Origin of the sequence: Desulfovibrio sp. Fe33, from assembly GCF_028532725.1 — a bacterium.
Lineage (GTDB): Bacteria > Desulfobacterota > Desulfovibrionia > Desulfovibrionales > Desulfovibrionaceae > Pseudodesulfovibrio.
In genome coordinates this window covers 51,149-75,357 of sequence record NZ_JAQKGU010000002.1, presented here as the reverse complement: position 1 = coordinate 75,357, position 24,209 = coordinate 51,149, and the positions used below count along the sequence as shown (strand labels likewise).

General features: G+C 63.0%; 26 protein-coding genes. 13 read left to right on the top strand and 13 right to left on the bottom strand.

Features of this window, described 5'->3' with window-relative positions; translation table 11 throughout:
- Positions 1-42 precede the first annotated feature (42 nt).
- The 3 genes from PSN43_RS03155 to PSN43_RS03145 all read right to left on the bottom strand — a co-directional run bounded on the left by PSN43_RS03155 (position 43) and on the right by PSN43_RS03145 (position 3,128).
- On the bottom strand, positions 43-1,254 hold the full coding sequence (locus tag PSN43_RS03155) for a bifunctional 3,4-dihydroxy-2-butanone-4-phosphate synthase/GTP cyclohydrolase II (protein WP_272699270.1): 1,212 nt from the start codon (positions 1,252-1,254) through the stop codon (positions 43-45).
- A 238-nt stretch (positions 1,255-1,492) separates the two neighbouring features.
- Complete coding sequence (locus tag PSN43_RS03150) at positions 1,493-2,266, bottom strand: GGDEF domain-containing protein (protein ID WP_272699269.1); 774 nt, start codon at positions 2,264-2,266, stop codon at positions 1,493-1,495.
- A gap of 130 nt (positions 2,267-2,396) precedes the next feature.
- A complete protein-coding gene (locus PSN43_RS03145) occupies positions 2,397-3,128 on the bottom strand; it encodes a glycosyltransferase family 2 protein (RefSeq protein ID WP_272699268.1) in 732 nt (243 codons plus the stop codon).
- A gap of 365 nt (positions 3,129-3,493) precedes the next feature.
- Here PSN43_RS03145 and lptE point away from each other — a divergent pair, with 365 nt between their 5' ends.
- From lptE to lon, 5 genes are all read left to right on the top strand, one after another.
- On the top strand, positions 3,494-3,991 hold the full coding sequence (gene lptE / locus PSN43_RS03140; RefSeq protein WP_272699267.1) for an LPS assembly lipoprotein LptE: 498 nt from the start codon (positions 3,494-3,496) through the stop codon (positions 3,989-3,991).
- Between the two features lie 20 nt (positions 3,992-4,011).
- The gene (locus tag PSN43_RS03135; RefSeq protein ID WP_272699266.1) at positions 4,012-5,007 is read left to right on the top strand and encodes a DNA polymerase III subunit delta; all 996 of its coding nucleotides are present in this window, start codon (positions 4,012-4,014) and stop codon (positions 5,005-5,007) included.
- A 1-nt stretch (position 5,008) separates the two neighbouring features.
- Positions 5,009-5,689: a RadC family protein gene (gene radC, locus PSN43_RS03130; protein ID WP_272699265.1), complete on the top strand. Its 681-nt coding sequence runs from the start codon at positions 5,009-5,011 to the stop codon at positions 5,687-5,689.
- On the top strand, positions 5,690-5,962 hold the full coding sequence (locus PSN43_RS03125; RefSeq protein WP_272699264.1) for an acylphosphatase: 273 nt from the start codon (positions 5,690-5,692) through the stop codon (positions 5,960-5,962). It abuts the gene before it with no gap.
- Between the two features lie 202 nt (positions 5,963-6,164).
- Positions 6,165-8,681: an endopeptidase La gene (lon, locus tag PSN43_RS03120; RefSeq protein ID WP_272699263.1), complete on the top strand. Its 2,517-nt coding sequence runs from the start codon at positions 6,165-6,167 to the stop codon at positions 8,679-8,681.
- A 259-nt stretch (positions 8,682-8,940) separates the two neighbouring features.
- Here lon and PSN43_RS03115 read toward each other — a convergent pair whose 3' ends face one another.
- Together PSN43_RS03115 and PSN43_RS03110 are read right to left on the bottom strand one after the other, a co-directional pair.
- A complete protein-coding gene (locus PSN43_RS03115; RefSeq protein ID WP_272699262.1) occupies positions 8,941-9,921 on the bottom strand; it encodes a tetratricopeptide repeat protein in 981 nt (326 codons plus the stop codon).
- A 257-nt stretch (positions 9,922-10,178) separates the two neighbouring features.
- Positions 10,179-11,126 (bottom strand): tetratricopeptide repeat protein, encoded by a 948-nt coding sequence (locus PSN43_RS03110; protein WP_272699261.1) that lies wholly within the window; start codon positions 11,124-11,126, stop codon positions 10,179-10,181.
- 237 nt (positions 11,127-11,363) lie between these two features.
- On the opposite strand from PSN43_RS03110, the gene PSN43_RS03105 reads away from it, so the two are divergent.
- The 3 genes from PSN43_RS03105 to PSN43_RS03095 all read left to right on the top strand — a co-directional run bounded on the left by PSN43_RS03105 (position 11,364) and on the right by PSN43_RS03095 (position 12,970).
- Positions 11,364-11,612, top strand: a complete 249-nt coding sequence (locus PSN43_RS03105; protein WP_272699628.1) for an FmdB family zinc ribbon protein — start codon at positions 11,364-11,366, stop codon at positions 11,610-11,612.
- 49 nt (positions 11,613-11,661) lie between these two features.
- Positions 11,662-12,594, top strand: a complete 933-nt coding sequence (hemC, locus tag PSN43_RS03100; RefSeq protein ID WP_272699260.1) for a hydroxymethylbilane synthase — start codon at positions 11,662-11,664, stop codon at positions 12,592-12,594.
- A 178-nt stretch (positions 12,595-12,772) separates the two neighbouring features.
- The gene (locus PSN43_RS03095) at positions 12,773-12,970 is read left to right on the top strand and encodes a hypothetical protein (protein ID WP_272699259.1); all 198 of its coding nucleotides are present in this window, start codon (positions 12,773-12,775) and stop codon (positions 12,968-12,970) included.
- A gap of 318 nt (positions 12,971-13,288) precedes the next feature.
- Here PSN43_RS03095 and cobT read toward each other — a convergent pair whose 3' ends face one another.
- A complete protein-coding gene (gene cobT, locus PSN43_RS03090) occupies positions 13,289-14,356 on the bottom strand; it encodes a nicotinate-nucleotide--dimethylbenzimidazole phosphoribosyltransferase (RefSeq protein ID WP_272699258.1) in 1,068 nt (355 codons plus the stop codon).
- A gap of 148 nt (positions 14,357-14,504) precedes the next feature.
- Between cobT and PSN43_RS03085 the strand changes: the two genes are divergently transcribed.
- Together PSN43_RS03085 and PSN43_RS03080 are read left to right on the top strand one after the other, a co-directional pair.
- Positions 14,505-15,326 (top strand): WcbI family polysaccharide biosynthesis putative acetyltransferase, encoded by an 822-nt coding sequence (locus PSN43_RS03085; RefSeq protein WP_272699257.1) that lies wholly within the window; start codon positions 14,505-14,507, stop codon positions 15,324-15,326.
- A gap of 99 nt (positions 15,327-15,425) precedes the next feature.
- A complete protein-coding gene (locus PSN43_RS03080; protein WP_272699256.1) occupies positions 15,426-15,776 on the top strand; it encodes a hypothetical protein in 351 nt (116 codons plus the stop codon).
- Positions 15,777-16,004: 228 nt separating this feature from the next.
- On the opposite strand, the gene PSN43_RS03075 is transcribed toward PSN43_RS03080, so the two are convergent.
- From PSN43_RS03075 to pyrR, 3 genes are read right to left on the bottom strand one after another with little or no spacing between them, the layout of a single operon-like run.
- Positions 16,005-16,607, bottom strand: a complete 603-nt coding sequence (locus tag PSN43_RS03075) for a hypothetical protein (RefSeq protein ID WP_272699255.1) — start codon at positions 16,605-16,607, stop codon at positions 16,005-16,007.
- Positions 16,604-17,140, bottom strand: a complete 537-nt coding sequence (gene thrB, locus PSN43_RS03070; RefSeq protein ID WP_272699254.1) for a homoserine kinase — start codon at positions 17,138-17,140, stop codon at positions 16,604-16,606. Before thrB ends, PSN43_RS03075 begins: the two co-directional genes overlap by 4 nt.
- A 2-nt stretch (positions 17,141-17,142) precedes the next feature.
- A complete protein-coding gene (gene pyrR, locus PSN43_RS03065) occupies positions 17,143-17,685 on the bottom strand; it encodes a bifunctional pyr operon transcriptional regulator/uracil phosphoribosyltransferase PyrR (protein WP_272699627.1) in 543 nt (180 codons plus the stop codon).
- Positions 17,686-17,846: 161 nt separating this feature from the next.
- Between pyrR and PSN43_RS03060 the strand changes: the two genes are divergently transcribed.
- The 3 genes from PSN43_RS03060 (at position 17,847) to PSN43_RS03050 (ending at position 19,145) form a co-directional block, all read left to right on the top strand.
- Entirely contained in the window at positions 17,847-18,191 is a 345-nt protein-coding gene (locus PSN43_RS03060) for an IscA/HesB family protein (RefSeq protein ID WP_272699253.1), read from the top strand.
- A 267-nt stretch (positions 18,192-18,458) separates the two neighbouring features.
- The gene (locus PSN43_RS03055) at positions 18,459-18,779 is read left to right on the top strand and encodes an IscA/HesB family protein (RefSeq protein ID WP_272699252.1); all 321 of its coding nucleotides are present in this window, start codon (positions 18,459-18,461) and stop codon (positions 18,777-18,779) included.
- An 18-nt stretch (positions 18,780-18,797) separates the two neighbouring features.
- Positions 18,798-19,145 (top strand): hypothetical protein, encoded by a 348-nt coding sequence (locus PSN43_RS03050; RefSeq protein ID WP_272699251.1) that lies wholly within the window; start codon positions 18,798-18,800, stop codon positions 19,143-19,145.
- A gap of 316 nt (positions 19,146-19,461) precedes the next feature.
- Here the strand turns inward: PSN43_RS03050 and PSN43_RS03045 are convergent, their stop codons facing one another.
- From PSN43_RS03045 to PSN43_RS03030, 4 genes are all read right to left on the bottom strand, one after another.
- Entirely contained in the window at positions 19,462-20,700 is a 1,239-nt protein-coding gene (locus PSN43_RS03045; protein ID WP_272699250.1) for a phenylacetate--CoA ligase family protein, read from the bottom strand.
- Between the two features lie 186 nt (positions 20,701-20,886).
- Complete coding sequence (locus tag PSN43_RS03040; protein WP_272699249.1) at positions 20,887-21,687, bottom strand: ABC transporter ATP-binding protein; 801 nt, start codon at positions 21,685-21,687, stop codon at positions 20,887-20,889.
- Between the two features lie 170 nt (positions 21,688-21,857).
- The gene (locus tag PSN43_RS03035) at positions 21,858-23,072 is read right to left on the bottom strand and encodes an ABC transporter substrate-binding protein (protein ID WP_272699248.1); all 1,215 of its coding nucleotides are present in this window, start codon (positions 23,070-23,072) and stop codon (positions 21,858-21,860) included.
- A gap of 89 nt (positions 23,073-23,161) precedes the next feature.
- A complete protein-coding gene (locus tag PSN43_RS03030) occupies positions 23,162-24,208 on the bottom strand; it encodes a branched-chain amino acid ABC transporter permease (RefSeq protein WP_272699247.1) in 1,047 nt (348 codons plus the stop codon).
- Between the last annotated feature and the right edge of the window lies 1 nt (position 24,209).

The following is a 24,209-nucleotide window of genomic DNA, read 5'->3' as shown; positions in this document are numbered from 1 at the left end:
GGTGTAATATGTTATCGGTTCCCCAAAAGTCAACTTTGGGGGTTACTTGCCATCCACCTTGAGGAGGTGGTGCATCTTGTCGCGCTTGGTCTTGAGGTAGCGCTCGTTGAGTTCGCAGGCGCCCACTTCGATGGGAACGCGCTCCACGACCTCCAGGCCGTAGCCTTCCAGGCCGACCATCTTCTTGGGATTGTTGGTCATCAGGCGCATCTTGGTCACGCCCAGAGCCACCAGGATCTGCGCTCCGGTGCCGTATTCGCGCATGTCCGGCGGGAAACCGAGCTTGACGTTGGCCTCGACGGTGTCGAGCCCCTGGTCCTGAAGGTGGTAGGCGCGGATCTTGTTGCCCAGCCCGATGCCGCGTCCTTCCTGGCGCATGTAGACGAGCACGCCCTTGCCCGCGTTGCGAATCATGCACATGGCGTCCTGCAACTGGGGGCCGCAATCGCAGCGCAGCGAGCCGAAAACGTCGCCGGTCAGGCACTCGGAGTGCACGCGAACCAGGGTAGGCTCGTCGGGATGAATGTCGCCCATCCAGAGAGCGATGTGCGTCTTGCCGTCGGCCTCGGAGTGGAAGGCGGCGGATTCGAAATTGCCCCAGCGGGTGGGCAGATGGGCCTCGCCGACCTTGGTCACGGATTTGCCGTCGAACTTCATGCGGTAGGCGATGAGATCGGCCACGGAGCAAATTTTGAGGCCGTGCTTCTTGGCGTATATTTCGAGGTCGGGCATCCGGGCCATGGTGCCGTCTTCGTTCATGATCTCGCAGATGACCGCGGCGGGCTTGAATCCCGCAAGGCGGGCGATGTCGCTGCCGCCCTCGGTCTGTCCGGCGCGCACCAGCACGCCGCCGTCCTTCGCCCGCAGGGGGAACACGTGGCCGGGGGTGACGATGGAGTCGTGGTTGGCTCCGTCGGCCACGGCGGCCAACACGGTGGTGGCCCGGTCCTTGGCGGAAATACCGGTGGTCACGCCCTCGCGCGCCTCGATGGAAACCGTGAAATTGGTGCCGAAGCCGGACTCGTTCTTCTTGGTCATCAGCTCCAGGCCGAGAGCGTCGGCCATCTCGTTGGACATGGGCAGGCAGATGAGCCCGCGTCCGTAACTGGCCATGAAATTGATTATCTGGGGCGTAACCGCCTCGGCGGCGCAGACCAGATCACCCTCGTTTTCGCGGTCCTCGTCATCCACCATGATGACCATCTTGCCCTGGCGGATATCCTCAATGGCTTCTTCTATTTTGCAAAGGGACATGCTTCTACCTCTATGATGGTTTACCCTGACGGGCGCGTGAAAAACCGCGCCCCTCGCCAAACGGCGGGGAACCAATGTACTTAGCGCAAATGGCCCCGCTGGGGAAGGGGAAAATTCCCCGGCGAAAGGCTTTGAATATCAGATAGTTGTTAAAGACGGTTCCGAAACGGCTCCAGTCATTCGGCCTGACGGCCAATCCTCAAGGACGGCGCGGGGCCGCGAGCGGCGATCCGTAGCGTCAGACCAGGGAGAGCTGGCGCTCGTGCTCCGGCTCGTGCATGAACACCTGGTTGCGGCCGTTGCGCTTGGCCTGGTGCATGGCCCGGTCGGCGGCCGTTATCAGGGCGTCCCGCTGCGAGCATCTGCCCGGGCGCACCGAGGCGAGATCGGCCACGCCGCAGGATATTGTCACCTTGATCTCCGGTCCTTCCAGGCTGATATCATTGACCTCCACGACCATGCGCAGCTTCTCGGCCGCGCGGGCGGCCTGGCGCGCGTTCGCCTCCGGCAGGATGAGCATGAACTCTTCCCCGCCGTACCGGACCGCGAGGTCCGAGGCGCGTATGTTGGCCGTCAGCAGCCTGGCCACTTCGGCCAGGGCCAGATCGCCCTGCGGGTGGCCGAAGGTATCGTTGATCCGCCTGAAGTCGTCGAGGTCGATCATCACAAGGGCCAATTCCGCACCGTAGCGGCGGGCGCGGTCGATCTCCTCGTCCAGTCTGGCGAAAAACCAGGGACGGTTGGGCAGACCTGTCAGTTCGTCATGCGTGGTCAGGGCGGCGATTCTCTCGTTGGCCCCGCGCACCAGCCGCATGAACCGGGCGGCGCAAAGCATGGCCACGGCCAGGAGCAGGACGGCGGCCAGGAATGGAGCCGTCAGGGCGTATTCCCTGTCGTCCAGGATGGTGACGGGAAGCAAGGCGAAGACGATCACGGTGAAGGACAGGCCGCATTGGAGGAGAAATATTCGCCGGGCCTGTTGGGTGAGGCGTCCGTTGGAGGGCTGGGACATGCTGCTCTTCCTTGTGTTCGCGGTGGGACTTGCGCGCATTGTACCCGTATCGGCAAAAAAGAAAAGAGGGCTGCCGCACGCAGCTCGGCCGCCGGGCCGAAAGGTCGGGCGGCCTGCGCGTGCGAAGGAATCAGGCCCGCATGAGGCCGGGGCGGGACGGAAGCGGGGTTGCGACGGCGAGCGCGCCGCGCCGGGCCACGAGCCCGTCGAGCAGGGCCTCCTGACGGGAGGACAGGGCCGCCCTGTCCAGGCTCCGCCCGGCGTCCAGGATGCCGACCACCTCTTCGATCACGGTCACGCTGCGCGCCATCCGGTACCAGTCCGCAATATTCCGGCGACAGGCGTCCGGCTCGTCGTGATGCCGCCATCCGCCGCATCGGTCCGCCACCAGCCCGCGCGACAGGCACAGGCTCAGAAGGTTCACGTTGCCCGGCCGCATCAGGGGGGCGTCGTCGAAAACGGGCAGCCATGGCTGGTCCATGGTGAGCTGGGCGTCGACCCGGGCCACGACCATTTCGGCGTCCAGATGCCTGAGATAGCGGCTCAGCGCGCACGGCTTGAGCACGTTGTCGTCGTCGAGAAAAACGAGCTTCCCGCCGTCGGCCAGTTTGATGAGGGTGTCGCGGACACCGTGGCCCCGGTTGCGGTCCCCGGGCAGGCTGTAGGCCCGGACGGGATAGGCGCAGCGGGGAGCCGCTCCGCGCACGCCGTCGAAGCCGACGAGTATTTCCACCTGGTTCCGCTCCAGTCCGGCGAACCGGGCCGCCCTTTCGACGGATTGCACCGCGTTCCTCAGGGCATTGGGCCGCTTCCCGGTCGTGGGCGTGATGATTGAAAACAGAATATCGCCGTCCATGGCCATATCGTTGTCTCCCTCCCGCTTCCATGCGGGGTTGGCGAGGCGGTTGCGCCCCGGTGATGATCTTTGCTAACGGCCGGGAAAACCCGGCGTTTCATTTTATGTATCGGTGGGATCGGGTTATTGTTTAGGGTTGCGCAGCGGTTTTTCTTTGCCTTGCAGGCGACTTATGGGTGTCGGAACCATTCCCCCACGAGCCTGTACGTAAAATAATGGGGCGAAGCGGAGATTTCTTCGCGCGCCGCCCGCGCCGCCCATCTTATCCATAAATAAAAAAGCCGTTCCCAAAGCCACTCCCTTGGGGGACGGCTGGACCTTTGCCGCGAATCCCTTTATCCTTCCCCAATCATCGACCTCTGGAGAATCAAATGCCCCTGCTTCGATATGCGACGCTAGTCATGCTCCTCGTCCTGGCCGGATGCGCCGGGTATTCCTTCGGCCCGGGCGAAGCTTCCGTGCTGCCCCCGAAATACCGCGTCCTCGCCATTGACGAAATCGTCAACCCGACCACTTTGCCGTGGCTTGAGCCGCGCCTGCGCAAACTGCTGCGCGACGAGCTGAACAATCGGGGGACCTTCACCTGGACGGACCAACGCGACGACGCCGACGCGGTCATCACCATCGACATCGAGCGGTACTACCGGCCCACCGCGGTGGAAGGCGACGACGACCGGACCCTCCTCTCCAAGGCCATTTTCCGGTTCAACGCGATCATCCGCTCCACCACGGACCAATCCGAGCTCTGGCGTTCCGGGACGATCTCCGAAAACTGGCCCTACGACTACGGCAGCGGCGAAGAAGCCGACATGGAAGTCACCAGGCGCGGCATCCAGCGGCTGGCCGACAAAATGACCCAGGACTATTAGCAACCCCATCGGAACGGACCATGGCGAACCGGCCCAGATATATTTTTCTCATCTGCCCCGACCCCCAGCTCATCAAGGCCCAGGTGGACGAACGTCTCAAGGCGTCCGGCCAGGACGGCTGGCAGATCAAGCCGTTCTGGGGCGACGACGAAGACCCCCTGCCCCAGGCTTTCTGGACCGACCTGACCATCAAGTCGCTCTTCCCCCAGCCCAAGGCCCTGCTTGTCCGCCGCGCCCACGCCCTCAAGGCCGACCAATGGGACAAGCTCGACGCCTCCGTCAGGGGACTCGGACAGGACATCTACCCGTTTTTCTGCCTCGAAGGAGAATGGAAGGGCAAGAAGCCGTCCATCCCCCCGGCGCTTTCCCGGCGATCGCTCTACAAAAAGGCGCGGGACGCGGGTTGGGTCTGGGAATCCCCCGGACTGGACCAACGCTCCCTGACCGACTTCGTCAAGGCCTGGGCCACCAAGAACGGGCTGACCTTCGAGCCGGGCGCGGGACAAGCTCTCGCCATGGCCCTGCCCACGGACGCCGTGGCCGCGCGCCTGGAGCTGGACAAGATCGAACTGGCCGCGGGCGATGAAAGAATCGTGCGCAAAGATCACGTTTCCCTGGTGGCCCGCACCGGCGAAATGCCCTTCTTCGACCTCATGGACGCCCTCGGCCAGCCCGGAGCCGAAGCCTCGATCTGGCAAAGAGTCATCGACGACCACTCCAAGTCCGCAAAGGACCAGATGCTTTTCAACCTCATCGGTTTTCTGGCCAGCCAGGCGCGCATGTACTGGCTCCTCGCCCATGGGGGAAAGGCCGCGGGCAGCCCGTTCATGCTCAAGAAGAAGGCCCCCCTGGCCAAGCGTCTCGGCGCGGCCGGAGTGGCCCGCATGATCGACCTGGCCATGGAAGCGGAACTCTCGCTCAAGACCGGCGAGCGCAAATACGAAGAGGCCCTGGACATGCTCATGGCCGGGCTGATCGACCTGTTCCAACCCAAGAGCCGGGCCCGACGCTACTGAGATGACCAAGGACGCCCCCCACTACACCGGCCACCGTCAGCGGCTCAAAACCAGGCTGGCGGACAATCCGCGCGGTTTGGCCGACTACGAGGTCCTTGAACTGTTCCTCGCCTTGAGCCTGCCCAGGCGCGACACCAAGCCCATAGCCAAAGAGCTCATCGAGCGCTTCGGCTCCCTGAAGGAAGCGGTCATGGTGCGCCCCGACCAACTGGACGGCATCAAGGGACTCGGCCCCGCCGCCCAGACGCAGTGGGCGCTTTTCCAGGAGCTGCACGCCCGGCTGGGCGAGGCGGACGCCCGGCGCGGCCGGTCCGTAACCGACCCCGCCGCCCTGGCCAAAGCCGCCATGGCCCGTCTCGGGCACAAGGAGATCGAAGAATTCTGGGCGATCTTCATGGACACCAAAAACCGGATTATCGCCTGGGAGCCCATGAGCAAGGGCACCACCAACGCCACTGCGGTCTTCCCGCGTGAAATCGCGGCGGCCGCCCTGCGCGTCGAAGCCACCAACATCATCCTCGTCCACAACCATCCGGGCGGCGGCAGCGACCCGTCCGCCGAGGACATCATCCTCACCGCCAAGGTGGCCGAGGCCTGCGCCAGCCTCGACATAGCCGTGCGCGACCATATCATCGTCACCGACCACGACTACTACAGCTTCAACGAATTCGGGAGGCTCTAGATGCAGGAAATGGCCGCCATCGTCCGCGGGAAGGTCCAAGGGGTATGGTTCCGGGGCTGGACACGCGAGACGGCGCGCGATCTGGGCGTCACCGGATGGGTGCGCAACCTGCCCGACGGAGCCGTGGAAGTCCTCGCCCAGGGCTCGGCCGAACAACTCGACCGATTCGAGGAGCGCCTCAGGCTCGGCCCGCCGCTTGCCCGTGTCTCCGCCGTCGAATCCCGGCGTTCCCCGCTGGGAACGCCCCTGCCTACCTTTTCCGTACGCCGTTGAATCTTCCGTTCCCCGTCCCCCACATCCCGTTCCCCTTTCCGGACTTTTTCACAGTCTGGCGGACAGCCACGGCAATATCTCCCCTCAGCGGACAAACGAGGCAAGAATCGCGAATTTACCATAATAATGGACTTGCCAACCCGATCTGACGATATATGTAGTCTAACACCATCTGTTTGCACACAAATCAGAGGATACGCATTTGAGCCAGAAAAAAAAGAAATCCCCCATCCGTCCGTCGCGCATCAAACGCAAAAAGCCGGATGTCGACATCGATAAGACGCCGAAGCCCGACAAGCCCCAAAAACCCGTCGAGGACATCCCGGAGATCATCGAGGCGCTGACCAACACCCCCGGCGCGTCCATGTTCAGCGACGGCGAGGACATGCCGGGCCACAATCCGGCCGATATCCCCCAGGTCCTGCCCGTGCTCGCCGTGCGCGACATCGTGGTCTTCAACTACATGATCCTGCCGCTCTTCGTGGGCCGCGAGAAATCCGTCCAGGCCGTGGACGCGGCCCTGGCCGGTGACCGCTACATCCTCATTCTGACCCAGAAGGACGAGAGCGTGGAGGACCCCGGCCCGGACGACCTGTACGCCACGGGCACCGTGGGCATGATAATGCGTATGCTCAAGATGCCCGACGGCCGCCTCAAGGTCCTGGTCCAGGGGCTGGCCCGCGCCAAGCTGAAACGGTTCACCTCCAACGACCCGTACCACATCGCCGAGCTGACCCCCATCGTGGAGCCCGAAGCGGGCGCTCTGAACGCCGAGCAGGAAGCCCTTGTCCGCTCCTCGCGTGAGCAGTCCGAACGCATTCTTTCCCTGCGCGGCATTTCCAGCGCCGACATCATGTCCGTGCTCAACAGCGTGTCCGATCCGGGCAGGCTGGCCGACCTCATCGCCTCCAACCTGCGCATGAAGGTGGAGGCGGCCCAGAAGATTCTGGAATGCGTCGACCCCATCAAGCGGCTGGAGCTGGTCAACGAGCAACTGCTCAAGGAGGTCGAGGTGGCCTCCATGCAGAACAAGATCCAGACCATGGCCAAAGAGGGCATGGACAAGGCCCAGCGCGACTTCTACCTGCGCGAACAGATCAAGGCCATCAAGCGCGAACTCGGCGACGACGGCGACGAGTCCGAAGAGATGGAGGAACTGCGCAAGGGACTGGTGGCCTCGGGAATGCCCAAGGACGTCATGAAGGAGGCCTTCAAACAGCTCAGGCGGCTGGAAACCATGCACGCCGAATCAAGCGAGGCGACGGTCATCCGCACCTACCTCGACTGGATGATCGACCTGCCGTGGAAGAAGCTCTCCCGCGATCGGTTGGACATCAAGAAGGCCGAAGAAATTCTCAACGCCGACCACTACGACCTGGAAAAGGTCAAGGAGCGCATCCTCGAATACCTGAGCGTGCGCAAGCTCAACCCCAAGATGAAAGGCCCGATCCTCTGCTTCGTGGGGCCTCCGGGCGTGGGCAAGACTTCCCTCGGCCGCTCCATCGCCAGGTCGCTGGGGCGCAAGTTCCACCGCATGTCCCTGGGCGGAATGCGCGACGAGGCCGAAATTCGCGGCCACCGGCGGACCTACATCGGGGCCATGCCCGGCCGCATCATCCAGGCCATCAAGCAGTGCGGCACGCGCAACCCGGTAATCATGCTCGACGAGATCGACAAGCTCGGCTCCGACTTCCGGGGCGACCCGTCGTCGGCCCTGCTCGAGGTCCTGGACCCGGAACAGAACAACTCGTTCACCGACCATTACCTGAACGTGCCCTTCGATCTGTCCAAGGTCATGTTCGTGTGCACGGCCAACATGCTCGACTCCATCCCCGGCCCGCTCATGGACCGCATGGAGGTCATCCGCATTCCCGGCTACACCGAGCAGGAAAAGACCGTCATCACCCGACGCTACATCATTCCCCGCCAGATCAGGGAAAACGGCCTCGACGAGGGTGAGCTCATCATCTCCGACAAGCTCGTGGCCAAGGTCGTCCGCGAGTACACCCGCGAGGCCGGGCTGCGCAACGTGGAACGCGAGATCGGCACCCTGAGCCGAAAGATGGCCAGGAAAAAGGCCGAAGGCGAAAAGGGGCCGTTCAAGATCACGACGAACAACCTCTACAAGCTCCTCGGGCCGCCGCGTTTCCTCGACGACGAGAAGGAACCCACCCTGCCCCCGGGCGTGGCCGTCGGCCTCGCCTGGACTCCGGTGGGCGGCGAGATACTGCACATCGAGGTGACCACCATGCCGGGCAAGGGCAAACTGATCCTGACCGGCAAGCTCGGCGACGTCATGAAGGAATCGGCTCAGGCCGCCCTGTCCATCGCCCGGGCCAGGGCCGACCTCTACGGCATCGACCCGGCCTTCGCCGAGAAACGGGACATCCACGTGCACGTCCCGGCCGGAGCCACTCCCAAGGACGGCCCGTCCGCAGGCGTCACCCTGGTCACGGCGCTCATCTCCGCCCTGACCGATACCCCGATCTGCCCGGACCTGGCCATGACCGGCGAAATATCCCTGCGCGGCCGCGTCCTGCCCGTGGGCGGCATCAAGGAGAAAATCCTCGCCGCCGTGTCCCGCGGCATGAAAAAGGTCCTCATCCCGGCCCAGAACAAAAAGGATCTGGCCGAGATTCCGGACGAACTGCGCAAAAAAATCACCATCAAAACCATCGAAAAGGTGGACGAAATCTGGCCCCTCGCCAAGGCCAAATAAGCCATCCCGATCACATCGAAATCAAAGGGGACCGCAGCGTGCTGCGGTCCCCTTTTTTGTGGGAGTTACCCTCTGGCGGGGAACGCCCCTTAACTTCTTGAAGAGTTAAGTCGGGTGATGAAGGCCGCTTCGCGGCGATAGTCGGGTGATTTCGCCTCCGGCGGGCAAGGGTGCGAACCCTTGCATCCCCAGTATGCGCCTTCGGCGCGGATTTTTCCGTTCTGTAGGGTTCTGCCGTGCGGCCGAACTTCCGCTGAAATCACATCCCCACCGCGTCGCGGCCCGGCAGGGACAGCCCCCTGTCGCGCCGCTGGTCGAGGGAGGGCGGTTTCGCCTCGGGCGCCGTTTCCGGCTGAAAGGCCCCGTTGCGAACTCGGCCAAGGGCGTCGGCGCCGGGAAGGATGTCGCAGAGCAATGCGACGCGGCGGGCCACGCCTTCCGGCACCGGAGGCTTGCCGTAACGCCGCCGCAGGCCGGGATTGTCCGCCAGGGCATGTATGAGGGCCGCGAGGTCGCGGGCAAGGGGGAGGTCCGGATTGAACTCGAAGCAGCGGGCAAGAGTGGTCATGCAATCCCACCACTGGCCCTGCTCGTAGTAAACGCGGGCCAGATTGTAGAAAAGATGGTCGTCCTTTTCCGCATACTTGAGAGCCCGGCGGTAACAGATTACCGCGCCGTCGAGGAAGCCGATCTTGCGCAGGGCGATGCCGAACTCGTTGAATAGGTGCTGGTCCTTGCCGGGGAACGGGGCCTTGACCCGCAGCAGCTCGCCGAGAAACGTCCGTCCCTTGGCTGTACGCCGCGCGAGGAGATATTCCCGGGCCAGCTCGAACAGGCCACGCACATTGGCCTCGTCCAGGGCGGGCGGAATGCCCCGGCCATCCGAGCCCAGGCCGGTCTCGGCGGAACTGTAGCCGTTGCGACGCACCGACGGAAGCATCCGGTTCTCGAAAACGGCCACCTCCGGGGTGTACCGGGCGATCAGTTCGTCGGCGGTGATGGCCGATTCCCCGCCCGAAGGCAGAAAATCGTTGCCCAACCCGCGCACGGCATAGCCGTCCTCCCCGATCTGGCAAACGAACCAATAGCGGATTCGTCCCCGAGTTCCGGAGGCGGTTTCCTTTTCAATGTCATGGGAATCGCCGGTCGAGAAAATACAGCGAACAGGCCCGATGCCCCGTTGCGGGGCACGATTGGCAAGGCTCCTGCCGTCGAGAGAAACTGACGCATCCTTCATCATGGGTCACCCTTTCGCAGGGGGACGGCCATGCCCTGTTCGAACCGGTCCGATCCGCGTTTTCCCCTAACGCGAACCGCCGCCGGTCTTGGGCATGGCATTTCCCCTGCGCCATCCGGTGGGCTCCCGCAGTCACCAGGCGCATTGCGTGAAAAAGGTCCGGCAACGCCGAACGGCCTTTCCACCCCGTATTCCCGAATCTTATCGGTCCACGGGGGAAGGGACTTTAGTGAAAAAAGGAATGCGCCGGAGTTCGGAGGCTATTTTTCGCCCCGGCGTTTGAACTCGACATGGCCCACGCCGCCGGACCGGGCGCGCCCGGGTTCCACGGGACTGGCCACCAGCGTATCGTCGAGCTTGAGCCTGCCGGAACCGGCGGCCAGAATCTGGCGGGCGCGGGCGGCCACGGCGGGCGGCACCGGCGGTTTGCCGTAGCGGTCGGCCAGCCGGTCGTCCGTTTCCAGACGGACCATCAACCCGAGCAAGCTGTTGGTCGGACCAAGGCCGGGATTGAACTTGTTGGACTGGATAAGGTAGTCCAGCGAACGGGTCCAGTCGCCGTTCTCGTAATGGGCGCGGCCCAAATTGTAGAGGAGATTCTCGTCATCCGGCGCATAATCCAATGCGCGAAGGAAGAAGGCGATGGCCTCGCCGAACAGGCCGCACTTGCGCAGTCCGATGCCGCAGTCGTTGAACAGGAACTGGTTCTTGCCCACGAAGTCGGCTTTGATCCCGGCCAGGTCGGCGAACAGCGCCGAGGCGCGCCCCGGCTCGTCCCGTTCCAGGTAGAGCAGCCCCAGGCCGAAAAGGCCGTTGAAGACCCGCCTGTCGATGGACGCCGATCGCGCATCCTCGGGCGCGCCGCGCTCAAGCATGGCCGGGACGACCCGCTCCTCGTAAAAAGCCAGCTCGGGAGAATGGCTTTCCACGAGCTCATCCAGGGAAATCAGCTCGGCCTCGCCCATGGGCAGGCGGCGGTTGCTGAGCAGCCGGGTGGCGAATTCGTCCTCGCCGGTCTGCTCCACGAAACGAAAAGTCAGGCTTTCATGGGAACGGCTGTTGGCGCCCATGCCCATCTTGACGGCCGTGCGGGCGGAAAAGACGCAATGGACCGCGCCGTCCGCCAGATACGCCTGGCCGGACGGTCGGGAAGCCCAGGCCTCGCCGTTTCCGGTATCGAGATGCAGCGCGTAAAACTCGTCTTTCATGATCCCTCCGCGGCTTGGGCTGAACGGACGTTCCCACCGGCCTCTCGTTGTCATGTTAGCCGGGGGGAAAGCGCGGTGTAAAGCCCCGATTCAGGCAAGAAAAGGGTGGACACGGCGCACAACGGACTTACCTTATGTCCCGGCCGGGCGGCAACGTTGCCAGCCCGGTCCTTTTCAGCTATGGAAACCCTCTGCCGGGAGTTCCCGGCCCATCACAACACCGTTTCGGAGCACGCCATGCCCATATTCGAATACAAATGCAACGCGTGCGGCAACGAATTCGAGGAACTCGTTTTCGACCGCGACGAATGCCCCACATGCCCCAAATGCAAGTCCACCGACACCGGCAAGCTCATGAGCGCCGTCCGGTCCAAGGTCGGCGGCTTCAGGCCCGACGCCGGCGGCGACAGCGCCCCCGCCAAACCCAGCGCGCCTTCTTCCGGTTGCGCGGGCTGTTCCGGCGGCAACTGCTCCAGTTGCGGCTAATCTCCGAACGCCATTTTCACACGGCGGAAGTCATACCAGAGGAATCTGCATGAAAAAGCTCACCATCGCCACGCGCGGCTCAGCCCTGGCCCTGTGGCAGGCTAATCATATCAAGGACCTGCTCGAAGCCGAACATCCCGGCCTGTCCGTCGACCTGCTCAAGATCAAGACCAAGGGCGACAAGATTCTGGACGTGCCGCTGGCCAAGGTCGGCGGCAAGGGACTGTTCGTCAAGGAAATCGAAGAGGCGCTGCTGGACGGACGCGCGCAGTTGGCCGTTCATTCCATGAAGGACGTGCCCACCGAGCTGCCCGACGGCCTGGAGGTCGGCATCATTCCCGAACGAGAAGAAGCCACCGATTCCCTGCTTTCGGTCAAATACGACGGCCTCAAGGGTTTGCCCGAGGGAGCCAAAGTCGGCACCTCCAGCCTGCGCCGCCAGTCCCAGCTCTGCGCCCTGCGCCCCGACCTGAAGATCGAGACCCTGCGCGGCAACCTGGACACCCGGCTGAACAAGCTCCTGAACGGCGACTATGACGCCATCGTCCTGGCCACCGCCGGGCTCAAGCGGCTGAACATGTCCGCGCCCAAGCAGGAGATTCTGAGCCCGCCCGAGTTTCTGCCCGCCGTGGCCCAGGGCGCGCTCGGCATCGAGTTCCGCTCCGACGACGCCGAAGTCCGCTCGATGCTCGCCTTCCTGGATCACGCCCCCACCCGCCATCAGGTCCTGGCCGAACGCGGCTTCCTGACCGGGCTGGACGGCGGCTGCCAGGTCCCCATCGCGGCCTGGTCCGTGATCGAAGGCGACACGCTGCGCCTGACCGGGTACGTGGCCGAAGTCGACGGCTCCACACCCATCCGCCGCATGGTCGAAGGGAATGTGAATCACGCCTGGGACCTGGGCATGATCCTGGCAGGCCAAGTCCTCGAAGCGGGCGGCAAAGCCATCCTCGACGAAGTCTACGCGCGGGAAACAAAGTAATCGACGACGCGGCCCAAGCCGCGCGTATACGTTTCTTTATATGAAGAAGATAAAAGGTATCAAGTTGTTGGGGGAACGCCAGCCCCGCGGCCCGCTCAAGGCCCTAAAGGTTTCCAAATATTCTCCGATAAAATCGGCAAGGAATATGTTCAACACTCCATGGAAGGAGGTACGAATCATGGAAATCGCCGGTTTTGAAGCCCAAGGCCCCAACCTGGCCGAACAGATGAAGTCCATCCGCAAGGTTCGCCTCCAGCGCGAAGTGCTGGAGAATCCCGAAAAGGCCCGCGAACTCGTCAAGGTCGAATCCACGGGTACCTACAACACTCGTGGCGACATCGTCCAAGCCGTTTCAACCGACTTGGGGGACGCATAGTGCGCCGCTTGTCCAAAGAATAGGGCCGGTCAGGAAATCCTGACCGGCCCTATTCTTTTTTAGGGACCTATATATTCAACTCCCCGCTATCGGGACAGAACGCCGCAGAGAAGAAAAAAACCCGCGCCGAAGGCGCATACATGGGATGCAAGGGTGCGAGCCCTTGCCCGCCGGAGGCGAAATCACCCGACTATCGCCGCAAAGCGGCTTCCAACACCTGATTTTCCCTATCAGGGAGTTAAATTTTGGTGTCGTTAGCCTCTCCGAAGCCCGTTCCGGGCAAAACCTCTCCCCCTCCCCGCGCCGACTCAGATTCTCCTACCGGCTTTCCGATACTCCTGCGGAAGCGAACGTCGCCATTTGATTGAAGATATTCGCTGCCGAACGGACAAGGAACATGGCGCAGGCCGCGCCGGTTCCTTCTCCGAGCCGGAAGCCGAGTTGGAGATAGGGTTCGACGCCCAGGGCCTTGATGACGGCGGAATAGCCGGGTTCTGCGGAAGCGTGGCTGAGCAGGCAGTAATCCTTGACCGCCGGATGAATTTTCCAGGCGGAGAGATAGGCCGCGGTGGAGATGAAGCCGTCCACGCAGACGAGCTGGTGATTCTTCGCCCCGCCCAGGATGAGCCCGGCCAGGGTGGCTATCTCGAAGCCGCCCAGGGCCGCGAGGATTTCCACAGGATCGCCGGACCGAATGGCCTCGCCGTTGGCTTCGAGGCCACGGCGGATAACGGCGGTCTTGGCCGGGATGACCTTCGGGGCCAGGCCTGCGCCGGGGCCGGTCAGCCCTGCGGGATCGAGGCCGAGAAATGCCGAGTAAAGGGCCGTGGACGGCGTGGTGTTGGAGATGCCCATGTCGCCGGTGCCGAGCACGCGGACCCCGTCCGAATGGGCGCGGTCGGCCAGGGAAACGCCGAGAAGGAGAGCCTGAAGGCACTGCTCGCGGGTCATGGCCGGGCCTTCCGCAAGATTGGCGGTGCCGGGCGCGACCTTGGCCTGTATCAGGGCCGGATGGTCGTCGAAAGCGCCCCCGCAACAGCCCGCGTCCACCACGAAAAGCTCAGCCCCGACGGTCTTGGCCAGGACGTTGATGCCCGCGCCGTCGGCCAGGAAGTTGAGCACCATCTGGCGGGTGACCTCCTGGGGATAGGGCGAAACGCCCTCGGCATTGACGCCGTGATCCCCGGCCACGGTGTAGACCCGCATGGGATCGGCCTCGGGCGGCTGCCCGCCCTGGATGAGATAGAGTTGCAGGGCCAGGGATTCGAGTCGGCCGAGACTTCCCACGGGCTTGGTCAGGTTATCGAGGTGGGCCTGTCCATCGGCTTCGCGGGTACGGTCCACGGGAGCGATTCCGTCCAATATCCGCTTGAGAGCTGTTTCCATTATACGTCCTTGATGAAGAATTTGGGTACAGGAGCAATACACCGCCCACCGGTAAGCTGTAAACCCGCAAAGCCCGTTGCGAACATGAAGGGCAAATGCTATCCGCATGAAAAAATATGGCAATTCGTCAAGGGGATAACAACAGGCCATGACCCGGGAACTTTGCATCATCCACGCCAACTGCCAGGGCGAACCGCTGGCGGCGCGTCTTGGCTGCTGCCCGGAATTCCGCGCGCGGTACGAATGCCGCATGTTCACCAATTACGCGCGTGAGCCGATCCCGGAGCGGGACCTGGCACGCTGCTCCCTGTTTCTGTTCCAGCACCTCGGCTCCGATTGGGGCGAGTTGGCCTCGGAGCGGCTCGTCGCGATGCTGCCTATAAAAGCCCGGGCCCTGTGCATCCCGAACATGTTCTTCAAGGGATACTGGCCCACCTGGTCGGGCCGCGAAGGGTTCAACTACCGCTGCGAACTTTTGGACGGCTACATCGACGCGGGACTGTCCTTCGACGAGACGGTGCTCCTCTATCTCCGCTCCGACATGGCCGCCAAGCTCGACCTGGCCGGACTGCTGGCCGCGACCTTCCGGCGGGAACGGAAACGCGAGGACCTCACCCCGATCAAATACCTGCGCGTCATAGAGGAACGCCACGCCCGCGAACAGATCTTCAACACGGTCAACCACCCCGGCAGCCTGCTCATGGACCACGCCGCGCGGGGCGTGCTGCGCGAGCTCGGCCTGCCGGGACCGGACGAAGACGCGCTGAAAGCGCTGGGCGACCCATTCCCGGAATTCGAACAGCCCATCCATCCTTCCGTCGCCGCCTTCTTCGGCTGGGATTTCGCAGGACCGGACCGGGAGTACTTCATCTACGGACGCAAAATGAATTTCGCCAGGTGGACCGCCAACTACGTCCACGCCCGGCAAAACGGCGTGACCGACTTCATCGCCTTCCTCCAGGGGGCCTGATCCCCAGCGGCCAGGCCAAAGGACGCGCACAAGCCGCAGCATCAAGTTTTCCGGCAACTGTCCGATAAGGAATATACACGGCCATCAGGGAGGAAGGTCATGTATATCGAAACGGATATCGCGCAATTGGAAGGCGGATCGATCTTCGAGGCATTGCCCGGGACGCCCGGCCAGGACCTGGCGTGGCCCGGCGACATCGTGGAAATCTCGGAGGAGGCCATACGCGCCTTCCGCGAGGCAGCCGTCGAGCCAGTCAAGAGCGGAACTTACGTGCTGCGGGGCATGGAGCAGCGCATCAGCACGGTCCGGGCCGAAATCTCCCGGATATGGAATTCCGCCCTGCCCGACGACGAAAAGAACATGCAGATATCGGCCCGCGAAAACGAAATCGCCCTGCTCCAGGCGGGCCAGTTCTCCTACGCCAGGGCGGGATTTCCCTTATTTGTCTGAACCGCGCCCGAGGAAAATCAGGGGTTGAAAGCCGCTTCGCGGCAATAGCCGGGTGATTTCGCCTCCGGCGGGCAAGGGTTCGCACCCTTGCATCCCATGTATGCGCCTTCGGCGCGGGATTGATTCCGCTCTGCGACATTCTGACAGAAAGCGGAAAGTTGAATATATAGGTCCCAAAAGAAAGCCGCCGGAGATGTCTCCGGCGGCTTTGTCCTTTCCGTTCGAAAATTACTTCAGTCTCGGCGGCCCGATGACGATCATCTCCGCGATGGTGTGGTCCACCTTGGGGAGATTGCGCAGGTTCTTGCCCACGAACTGCATCTCCAGCATGACCAGATCGCGATACATGGGGGTGCGGTCCACGAACGGGACATTCTCCATGCCCCCGGTCATTTCCTGACAGCGATGGCAGCCGGGAAAGCGCACTTCCTGGCCCGTATGGCGGGTGAGCAGGTTGGGCACGCCGTGCATCCGGCAGATCATCAGCCGGTGCTCGTACAGGCCGCAGATCCCCTGCTTCTCGTCGATGTTCAGCGGACACATGACGTGCGGCCGCTCGCCGCGGGCAAGCGCCGCCTGGGCCTGGTCCACGTAATCCTGAGCACGGGCCTTGATCTCTTCGAGCCTGTCGGCCGGGAGCTTGTTCAGCCCCTCCCACATGTAGGCCCACTCCACATAGGTGTGGTGCTGGAAAAAGGACAGGCAGCAGTTGTCGTCGCAGCCTTCGCAGGTCATGCCGATGGGCGTGGCCGCCTCGTCGTACCGGGCGACCATCTTGTCGTATATGGCGGCCAACTTGCGGAAGGCGGCCTTGGGAGTCAGTTTGTTCATTCGATGTCGATGTGTTGAAGTATCTGGTCCACGCACTCCTCGGGAGCGCATCGGTCGGTGCGGATGGTCAGGTCAGCGGCCTCGCGGTAAAGCGGCAGCCGCTCATGGTAGAGATCGCGCATGGTCTTGCCGGGGCCGATGGCCAGCCCCCGATTTGTCCCGTCGCCCACGCGCTCAATGAAGGTGGCCTCGTCGATGTCGAGCAGGACCACCGGGCCGAGCTCCTTGAGCCGCCTGACGGCTTCGGGGCCGTAAATGACAGAGCCGCCCGTGGATATGACGGTGCGGGCAAGGTTCAGCTCCGAAACCAGTTTTTCCTCGATGCGCAGGAAGTCCTCAAGCCCGTACGTGTCCATGATCCCTTGCAGGGGCAGGCCGTAGTAGGACTCCATATACCGATCCGTGTCGAGCTGGCCCCAATCGAGCCGCCTGGCCAGAATCCCGCCCAGGGTGGACTTGCCTGCTCCGGCCATGCCCACGAGGGTGATGCACGGTTGCGGGACCAGGTCGCGCGAAATGGGGGTGAAGGACATGCCTATTCGCTCCGGACCAGGCAGACGCGGTCCTCGCCGTCGCGCTCGTTGACCAGGACGTTGACGTGCTCGTTGCCCAGGGTGTCCAGCTTCTTGCCCACGTAGTCCGCCTGAATGGGCAGCTCGCGGTGTCCACGGTCCACCAGGACCAACAGCTCCACCCGCTTGGGGCGGCCGTAATCGAGGAGGGCCTCCAGCGCGGCGCGCACCGTGCGGCCGGAATAAAGCACGTCGTCCACCAGCACGATGGACGCGCCTTCCACCTCAAAACCGATCTCCGAACAATTGATGGTCGGCGCCAGCTCCAGGTTGGTGGTCCAGTCATCCCGGTAAAGATTGATGTCGAGCTTGCCCAAGGGAATTTTGCGGTTCAGCCGCGCATCCAGCAGCAATTTCAGCCGCTCGGCCAGGTCCGCGCCCCGGCGCTGGATGCCCAGGATGGCCAGGGTCTCATCCTCGCCCCGGCGCTCGTAGATCTCGACGGCCAGCCGTTCCAGGGTTCGGCTCATTTCCTTGTCGGATAATATGGTGCCGCAGTCTTTCATCATCTAGGCCTCGCATGGCTAGCGGTTGAAGGAACGTAGAAAAGTAGCCCATACCCCTTGGCCGGTCAACTCCGCCCGGCCTCCATGGGAACTTTCGATTTGACAAAGAGTACTATTGATCTTACCTGTTCATTTCCCGACCCAAATTAGGAGGCATTATAATGATCGAAGTCACTGAAGCTGCCCAGAAGCAGCTTGAAGGCTACTTCCAGGACAAGGAAGCGTCCCCGATCCGCGTATACCTCGCGGCCGGTGGCTGAGCTGGCCCGCGCCTGACCCTGGCTCTGGATGAGCCTAACGATAAGGACGACGTGTCCGAGGCCGGTGGATTCACCTTCCTCGTGGAAAAGGACCTGCTGGCCCAGACCGGCAACATCAAGATCGACATGACCTATTACGGATTCGTCGTGGAGTCCGCCAACCCCATGAGCGGCGGCGACTCAAGCTGCGGCTGCTCCTCGTCGGGTTCCTGCTCCTCCGCGGGCTCCGGCGGCTGCGGCTGCTAGCCTTCGGTTCGACGCATCCCTGCGTTGATTACTCGGCCCGGGACCGGCGCGTACCCAGTACGCGGCGGCCCGGGCTTTTTTGCGCCCCGCGCCCGCCGCGCGGCATCCCTCGGCGAAAAAACCGCCGACATGGGCGGACCGCGTTTTTTTTGAGCGGAATTCCAGACAGTTGAGCCGACGGTAACGGCCATCCATTGTTTTTCTCTTTACATTGAATAGATGGTACTTATTCTCTTTGAAACTAAACCCACCCAGGAGATTAAGAACATGATCACAGTCACCGAATCCGCTCAGAATGAACTGATCAAATATTTCGAAGACAAGGAAACGCAGCCCATCCGCGTGCATCTGGCCGACGGCGGCTGCTCCGGCCCGCGCCTGTCCCTGGCGTTGGACGAGCTTCGCGAGGGCGACAAGTCCGTGGAGCAGGGCGACCTGACCTTCCTCATCAATGAAGAACTGGCCGAAGCCTCGGGCGCTGTGTCCATCGACATGACCCCCTACGGTTTCACCGTCTCCTCCGAGAACCAGATCGGCGGCGGAGGCTGCGGCTGCTCGTCCTGCGGCACCGGCTCCTGCGGCTGCTAACGCACCGCCCCCAACCTGTTGCAACAAACCAGGGCCGCCGCGCATTGGACATGCGCGGCGGCCCTGGCTTTTTTCGCGCCCTTCGACCAGATCCGTTCACCCGTCCTTTCCGCCTGCCGCTCCCAGCCTCCAACCCCCATCCGCGAACTCGCAATCGCCCCTCTTCCGATCTTCATGCCGCCCAAATTTCACATAAAGAAAATTTATGTGATTATTTTTTCCCAAAAAGCAATTTTGTCCGAAATTATTTTTGCACTTTCAGAATGCAAAGGACACATCGCACAGCTTCCCACGCGTCGCGCGGCGGCGTCGGCCGAACAACACTTTCTTCACCGGAAACCGGCCAGGAAAAAGCCGACGGAATGACGACGCGGAGCGAAAAAAGTCCGCGCCGAAGGCGCTTACCGGGGATGCAAGGGTGCGAGCCCTTGCCCGCCGGAGGCGAAATCATCCGACTATCGCCGCGGAGCGGCTTTCAACACCTTATCCCCCTCTTCAAAGAGCTAAAGAGCCGGCTCCCCTTCCCCAAGGAGCCCCCGTCGCGGCGATCACGGCGAAGACCCGATTCAATCCCGGCGCGGGCAGCCGCCCGACAAACGGCAGTGGGCAAAGAAAAAGGGCGGTGCTCGCATGGCACCGCCCACTTCGATTAGGACCGCAATCCCGGCCCTGACAGCCGGGTTTAATCGAAAGTTCTTTCATCGACGAGACGGGGCGCATCATCCGGCAGGGAGCCGGGGGCACAGGTCTCGACGACTGGTCGCAATTTCATCGTAGCCTGGAAGTCGGCCTCGAAACTTTCCGTATCGAAAGGCTGCGCCGTTTCGGCCACAACCACGAGTACGTCCATGTCCATAACACGCTTTACTCTGATCTGCCAGCCGGAAATGGACGGATATCCGGAAAAGACCGTGGCGGCTTGTCCCGGATACACGAACTGACCCTTGACCTTGGCCGTGTCGTCGGCCCGGCCTTTCCATCCGGTAAGCTTTCTGGCCGTGCGTCCGCAACCGCACTCGCTCAAATCCATGGACGAAAGGTCGCCCGTGGCCAGGCGGACGAGAGGGTAGTCGGTGAAGAAGGGAGTGACCACCACCTCGCCCACTTCCCCGTCCGGCACGGGCAGCCCGGTGGCCGGATCGCATATCTCCACATGCCGATAGTTGGACAGATGCATACCGCCCAGTTCTCGGCACTCGTAGGCGATGCAGCCCACGTCGGCCGTGCCGTACCCCTGCCGGACAGTGATGCCGAACATCTCCTCCACTTCGGCGCGCAGGGATTCGGGCAATGGTTCGGCCGCGACGTACGCCTTTTTCAAATGGAAATCCTGCTGCGGGTCCAGCCCCGCCGCCATGGCCTTTTCGCCGATGACCTTCAGGTAGCTGGTCATGCCCACGAACGCCGTGACGGGAAGCGTTGTCAGAAACTCGATCTGCTTCTCCGTGTTTCCCGGACCGGCCGGAATGACGGCGCACCCGATGTCCCGCAACGGCTCCTCCAGCATCAGCCCGGCCGGAGTCATGTGATAGGAAAAGGTCATCTGGACGATATCGCCCGGCCGGAATCCGGCGGCGAAGAACCCCTCGGACCATGCCCAGTAATCCGGTTCGCGCCCCTCGGGATCGAAGATCGGCCCCGGCGACTGGTAGATGCGCGACAGCTCGCCCGGACTGACGCTCAGGAACCAGCCGATGCCGTGTTCCCGCTGCCATTCGACGATATCCTTCTTGCGCAGGGGCGGAATTTTCGCGAAATCCTCCCACCCCTTGAAATCCCGGGCGGTCGCGCCCATCTCCCGCAATCTGGCCTGGAACTCGCCCGACGACCGTTCCGCCGCCGCCAGCACGTCCCGCACGCCCTTCCACTTGCGCTTCATCCGCTTCTCGCGCGGCTCGGTCTCATATTCGGTGTAGTACATGGATGAATGCCTCCAGCGGCCGGACGCCCCCGCACGGGCTAATTCCCCCGGCCCCGCCTTTCTGATCTTGTTGCGCTCCGCCCTCGGCGGAGATGCCTGCCCGACATTCCTGCTATGTAACTCTACGTCAGATACCGTTTTTTTGCCACAACTCTCGACGCGCCAGTGTCGGCCACGGCCAAACCGTCATCCGAGCCACCGCTTCCGCCTGCGGTAATGCTTCACGTCCCGGTAGCTTTTCCTGTCGCCGGAGCGCCCCATGCCCAGGTAGAATTCCTGCACGTCGGGGTTGTCCATAAACTCCCGGGCCGTCCCGTCCATGACCACCCTGCCGTTTTCCATGATGTAGGCGGTCTCGGCCACGGATAAAGCGGCGCGCGCGTTCTGCTCCACCAACAGCACGGCCACGCCCTCCTGCCGGTTGAACCGCTTGATGATGTCGAAAATCTCCTCCACCAGAAGCGGCGCCAGGCCCAGGGAAGGCTCGTCGAGCAACAGCAGCCGGGGCTTTGCCATGATCGCCCTGCCGATGGCGCACATCTGCTGCTCCCCGCCGGACATGTAGCCCGCGAGCTGTTTGCGCCGTTCCTTGAGCCTCGGGAAATATTCGTACACCAGGGCCAGAGAGTCGGCGGTCTCCGAACCGGGCCGGGTGAACGCCCCGCAACGCAGGTTCTCCTCAACGGTCAGGTCCTCGAAAATGCGGCGGCCCTCCATGACCTGGAAAATTCCCTTGCGCACAATCCGTTCCGGCGGAAGCCCCTGGATGGGCTCGCCCCGGTAGACCACCGCGCCGTCCGTGACCTCGCCGTCCTCGCACTGCAACAGGCCGGAGATCGCCTTCAGCGTCGTGGACTTGCCCGCTCCGTTCGCGCCGAGCAACGCGGTGATCCGTCCCTCGGGACAGGCCAGGGACAACCCCTTCAGGACCAGCACCACGTCGTTGTAGACCACTTCCAGATTCTCGACTCTGAGTATGTCGTTCACATTCGCCTCCGGCGGCCTGAGAAGCCACTCCTGTAAAAGTCGCCCCTCGGGACTCCCCTTCAAGACTATTTATCGCGCCGCAGGAGCTGCGTGCGAATTGGTCCGGTTCACGGATGCCGGGGGAGCGGGGAACTCTCTCTGGAGAGAGCGCCCCGGCTCCTCCCTCGCGGCTAATGGCCGAGCCAGTCCTCCCGCCGTTCGAGAATCTGCTCCTTCACGAACGCCAGTTTCCCGTCCTTTACGGTGTAGAGGAACACGGCCATGTTCGGGCGGTGGTCGTCAGGGAAGTAGGAGATGAGCGGAGCCAGCCCCATGGGATCGAAATCACGCAAGGTCTCCAGGGCGTTCTTGAGCGACTCGCCGGTAAGCTCGCCGTTGGCCAACGCCCGCTTCATGCCCTCGGCCATGACCAGCACCGAGACGAAGCCGCGGGTGTAGTGCGTCATCTGCGGCTGGTTGGCGGTGATCTCCATGATCGCCTTCATGCCAGGCACGTCCTGCCCGTAGACCGCGGCGGCTTGGTTGGAATAGACGCCGTCCGCATCCGCGCCCGCCAGCTTGGACAGATTCTCGTCGCACCCCCAGATATTGATGAAAAAGGTCGTATCCATGCCGATGTTCTTGGCCGACTTGAGAATGACCGAGGTGGACGGAGTGGTGCCTCCGATCCAGCAGTAGTCCGGGGCCGCGTCCTTGAGCGGCAGCAGCTCGGTGGTGGCGTCGATGGCGTTGAGCGCCACGTTGGCCTCGCCCACGATCTCGAAGCCCAGCTCCTCCGCGTACTCCTTGCCGCCCTTGATGGGGGCCAGCCCGTAGGGGTGATCGGGGTAGATGAAGGCGATGCGCGGAGCGCGCGACTCGGTCCAGCCGTCCTTGAAGTACTTGATGGCCGCCCGGCACTGGGTGGAATAGTCGGCGGCGCTGAAGAAGTTGTACGGGGCCACCTTCGGATCGGTCAGATGGGCCGAATAGGAGGCGGACAGGTTCGGCACCTTGTCCTTGGCCAGGGTGGGAACCAGGGCCTCGGTCACTGCCGAGCCGTATCCCAGGATGCAGACCACATGGTCGGTATTGACCATCTTCTTGTACAGGGAAAGGCCCTGCTGCACCTTGTAGGCGGTATCCTGCAAATCGAAGACGAGGGGGCGGCCGTTGACGCCCCCTAGCCCGTTGACGTACTCGACCCCGCCCTTGAGCCCCTCGGCGTAGGGCGCGCCCACGGACGAGGTGGGGCCGGACAGGTCGACCAGCCCGCCGACGCGGATGGGCTCAGCCTTCTTTTCGGAAGTGGCAGCCGGTTTTTCTTCCCCGCCTCCGCAGCCCATGAGCACCAGCCCGGCTAAAAGCAGGGTGCAGACCGCGGTTATGATTTTTCCAACCCTCATGTTGATCTCCTCGAGGTTGAAGTTGTGCGTCCCGCATCGGGAACGCCGCCTATGTCCACCCGCCGGACGGCGGGATTGCGACCGCAGCCCTAGTGGGCGAACGGATAGAGTTTCCAATACGCCTTTATCAGCCGCCAGCGATGGGCCAGTCCTTCGGGCTCGAAAATGAGAAAGAGGATGAGCGCCAGGCCGAACACCCCTTCGCGCATGGCCACCACATGCAGGGCTATGCCCGGCCAGAACCCGGCGAGGGTGTTGGCCGCCGCATTCAGGACCTCCGGCAAAAGCACGACGAACACGGCCCCGAAGACCGATCCGAGGACCGACCCCAGGCCGCCTATGATAATCATGGCCAGATAGGAGATGGACAGGCCGATGTTGAACTGCTCCGCCGAGATGTACCCGGTGTAATGCCCCCACAGGCCGCCCGCCACGCCCGCCAGGAACGAACTGACCCCGAAGGCCACGAGCTTGTACCGGAACAGGTTCACGCCCACGATCTCGGCGGACAGGTGGAAGTCGCGGATGGACACGAACGCCCGGCCATATTTGCTTCGCATGATGTTGGTGACCATGAGCAACGCTCCGGCCGCAAAGGCCAGAAGCAGGAAATACATGCGCGTCTCGGAGTCGAAGACGAACCCGAAGATGGACGGCGGCGTCAGGAGCAGCCCGTTGGAACCGCCGGTCAGCGCGCCGCCGTGCAGAAAGGCGTATTCGAGGACCAGTTGGGCGGCCAGGGTGGCAATGGCCAGATAGATGCCCTTGAGCCTCAGCGACGGCACGCCGAAGACCATGCCCACCAGGGCCGTGACCAGCCCGCCCGTAAGAATGGCCAGGGGAAAGGGTACGCCGTGGACCGAACATTGCCCCGCCGCGTAGGCCCCCACGCCCAGAAACGCGCCGTGCCCCAGGGATATCTGGCCGCACACGCCGGTCAGCAGGTTGAGCGACACCGCTCCGATGACCGAAATAAAGACCAGATTGACGATGGAGGTCAGATGGGTGTTCAGGACGAACGGGGCCGCGCACAGGACCGCCAGGAACAGGCCGACCATGCTTTTCTGGAACCCGGATGGAAAGACCTGGGCCTCGGCCCTGTAGGTGGTGAAGAAGAGTCCGCATTTGCCCTGCATG

Coding starts and splice junctions, on each gene's coding strand:
- PSN43_RS03125 (WP_272699264.1), top strand. CDS start 5,690: ATGCAGGAAATGGCCGCCATCGTCCGCGGGAAGGTCCAAGGGGTATGG.
- PSN43_RS03030 (WP_272699247.1), bottom strand. CDS start 24,208: ATGCAGGGCAAATGCGGACTCTTCTTCACCACCTACAGGGCCGAGGCC.
- pyrR (WP_272699627.1), bottom strand. CDS start 17,685: ATGAAAGACTGCGGCACCATATTATCCGACAAGGAAATGAGCCGAACC.
- PSN43_RS03080 (WP_272699256.1), top strand. CDS start 15,426: ATGTATATCGAAACGGATATCGCGCAATTGGAAGGCGGATCGATCTTC.
- PSN43_RS03145 (WP_272699268.1), bottom strand. CDS start 3,128: ATGGCCATGGACGGCGATATTCTGTTTTCAATCATCACGCCCACGACC.
- PSN43_RS03045 (WP_272699250.1), bottom strand. CDS start 20,700: ATGTACTACACCGAATATGAGACCGAGCCGCGCGAGAAGCGGATGAAG.
- PSN43_RS03055 (WP_272699252.1), top strand. CDS start 18,459: ATGATCACAGTCACCGAATCCGCTCAGAATGAACTGATCAAATATTTC.
- radC (WP_272699265.1), top strand. CDS start 5,009: ATGACCAAGGACGCCCCCCACTACACCGGCCACCGTCAGCGGCTCAAA.
- PSN43_RS03105 (WP_272699628.1), top strand. CDS start 11,364: ATGCCCATATTCGAATACAAATGCAACGCGTGCGGCAACGAATTCGAG.
- PSN43_RS03085 (WP_272699257.1), top strand. CDS start 14,505: ATGACCCGGGAACTTTGCATCATCCACGCCAACTGCCAGGGCGAACCG.
- PSN43_RS03095 (WP_272699259.1), top strand. CDS start 12,773: ATGGAAATCGCCGGTTTTGAAGCCCAAGGCCCCAACCTGGCCGAACAG.
- PSN43_RS03035 (WP_272699248.1), bottom strand. CDS start 23,072: ATGAGGGTTGGAAAAATCATAACCGCGGTCTGCACCCTGCTTTTAGCC.
- PSN43_RS03110 (WP_272699261.1), bottom strand. CDS start 11,126: ATGAAAGACGAGTTTTACGCGCTGCATCTCGATACCGGAAACGGCGAG.
- PSN43_RS03075 (WP_272699255.1), bottom strand. CDS start 16,607: ATGAACAAACTGACTCCCAAGGCCGCCTTCCGCAAGTTGGCCGCCATA.
- cobT (WP_272699258.1), bottom strand. CDS start 14,356: ATGGAAACAGCTCTCAAGCGGATATTGGACGGAATCGCTCCCGTGGAC.
- hemC (WP_272699260.1), top strand. CDS start 11,662: ATGAAAAAGCTCACCATCGCCACGCGCGGCTCAGCCCTGGCCCTGTGG.
- thrB (WP_272699254.1), bottom strand. CDS start 17,140: ATGTCCTTCACCCCCATTTCGCGCGACCTGGTCCCGCAACCGTGCATC.
- PSN43_RS03135 (WP_272699266.1), top strand. CDS start 4,012: ATGGCGAACCGGCCCAGATATATTTTTCTCATCTGCCCCGACCCCCAG.
- PSN43_RS03115 (WP_272699262.1), bottom strand. CDS start 9,921: ATGATGAAGGATGCGTCAGTTTCTCTCGACGGCAGGAGCCTTGCCAAT.
- PSN43_RS03155 (WP_272699270.1), bottom strand. CDS start 1,254: ATGTCCCTTTGCAAAATAGAAGAAGCCATTGAGGATATCCGCCAGGGC.
- PSN43_RS03150 (WP_272699269.1), bottom strand. CDS start 2,266: ATGTCCCAGCCCTCCAACGGACGCCTCACCCAACAGGCCCGGCGAATA.
- lptE (WP_272699267.1), top strand. CDS start 3,494: ATGCCCCTGCTTCGATATGCGACGCTAGTCATGCTCCTCGTCCTGGCC.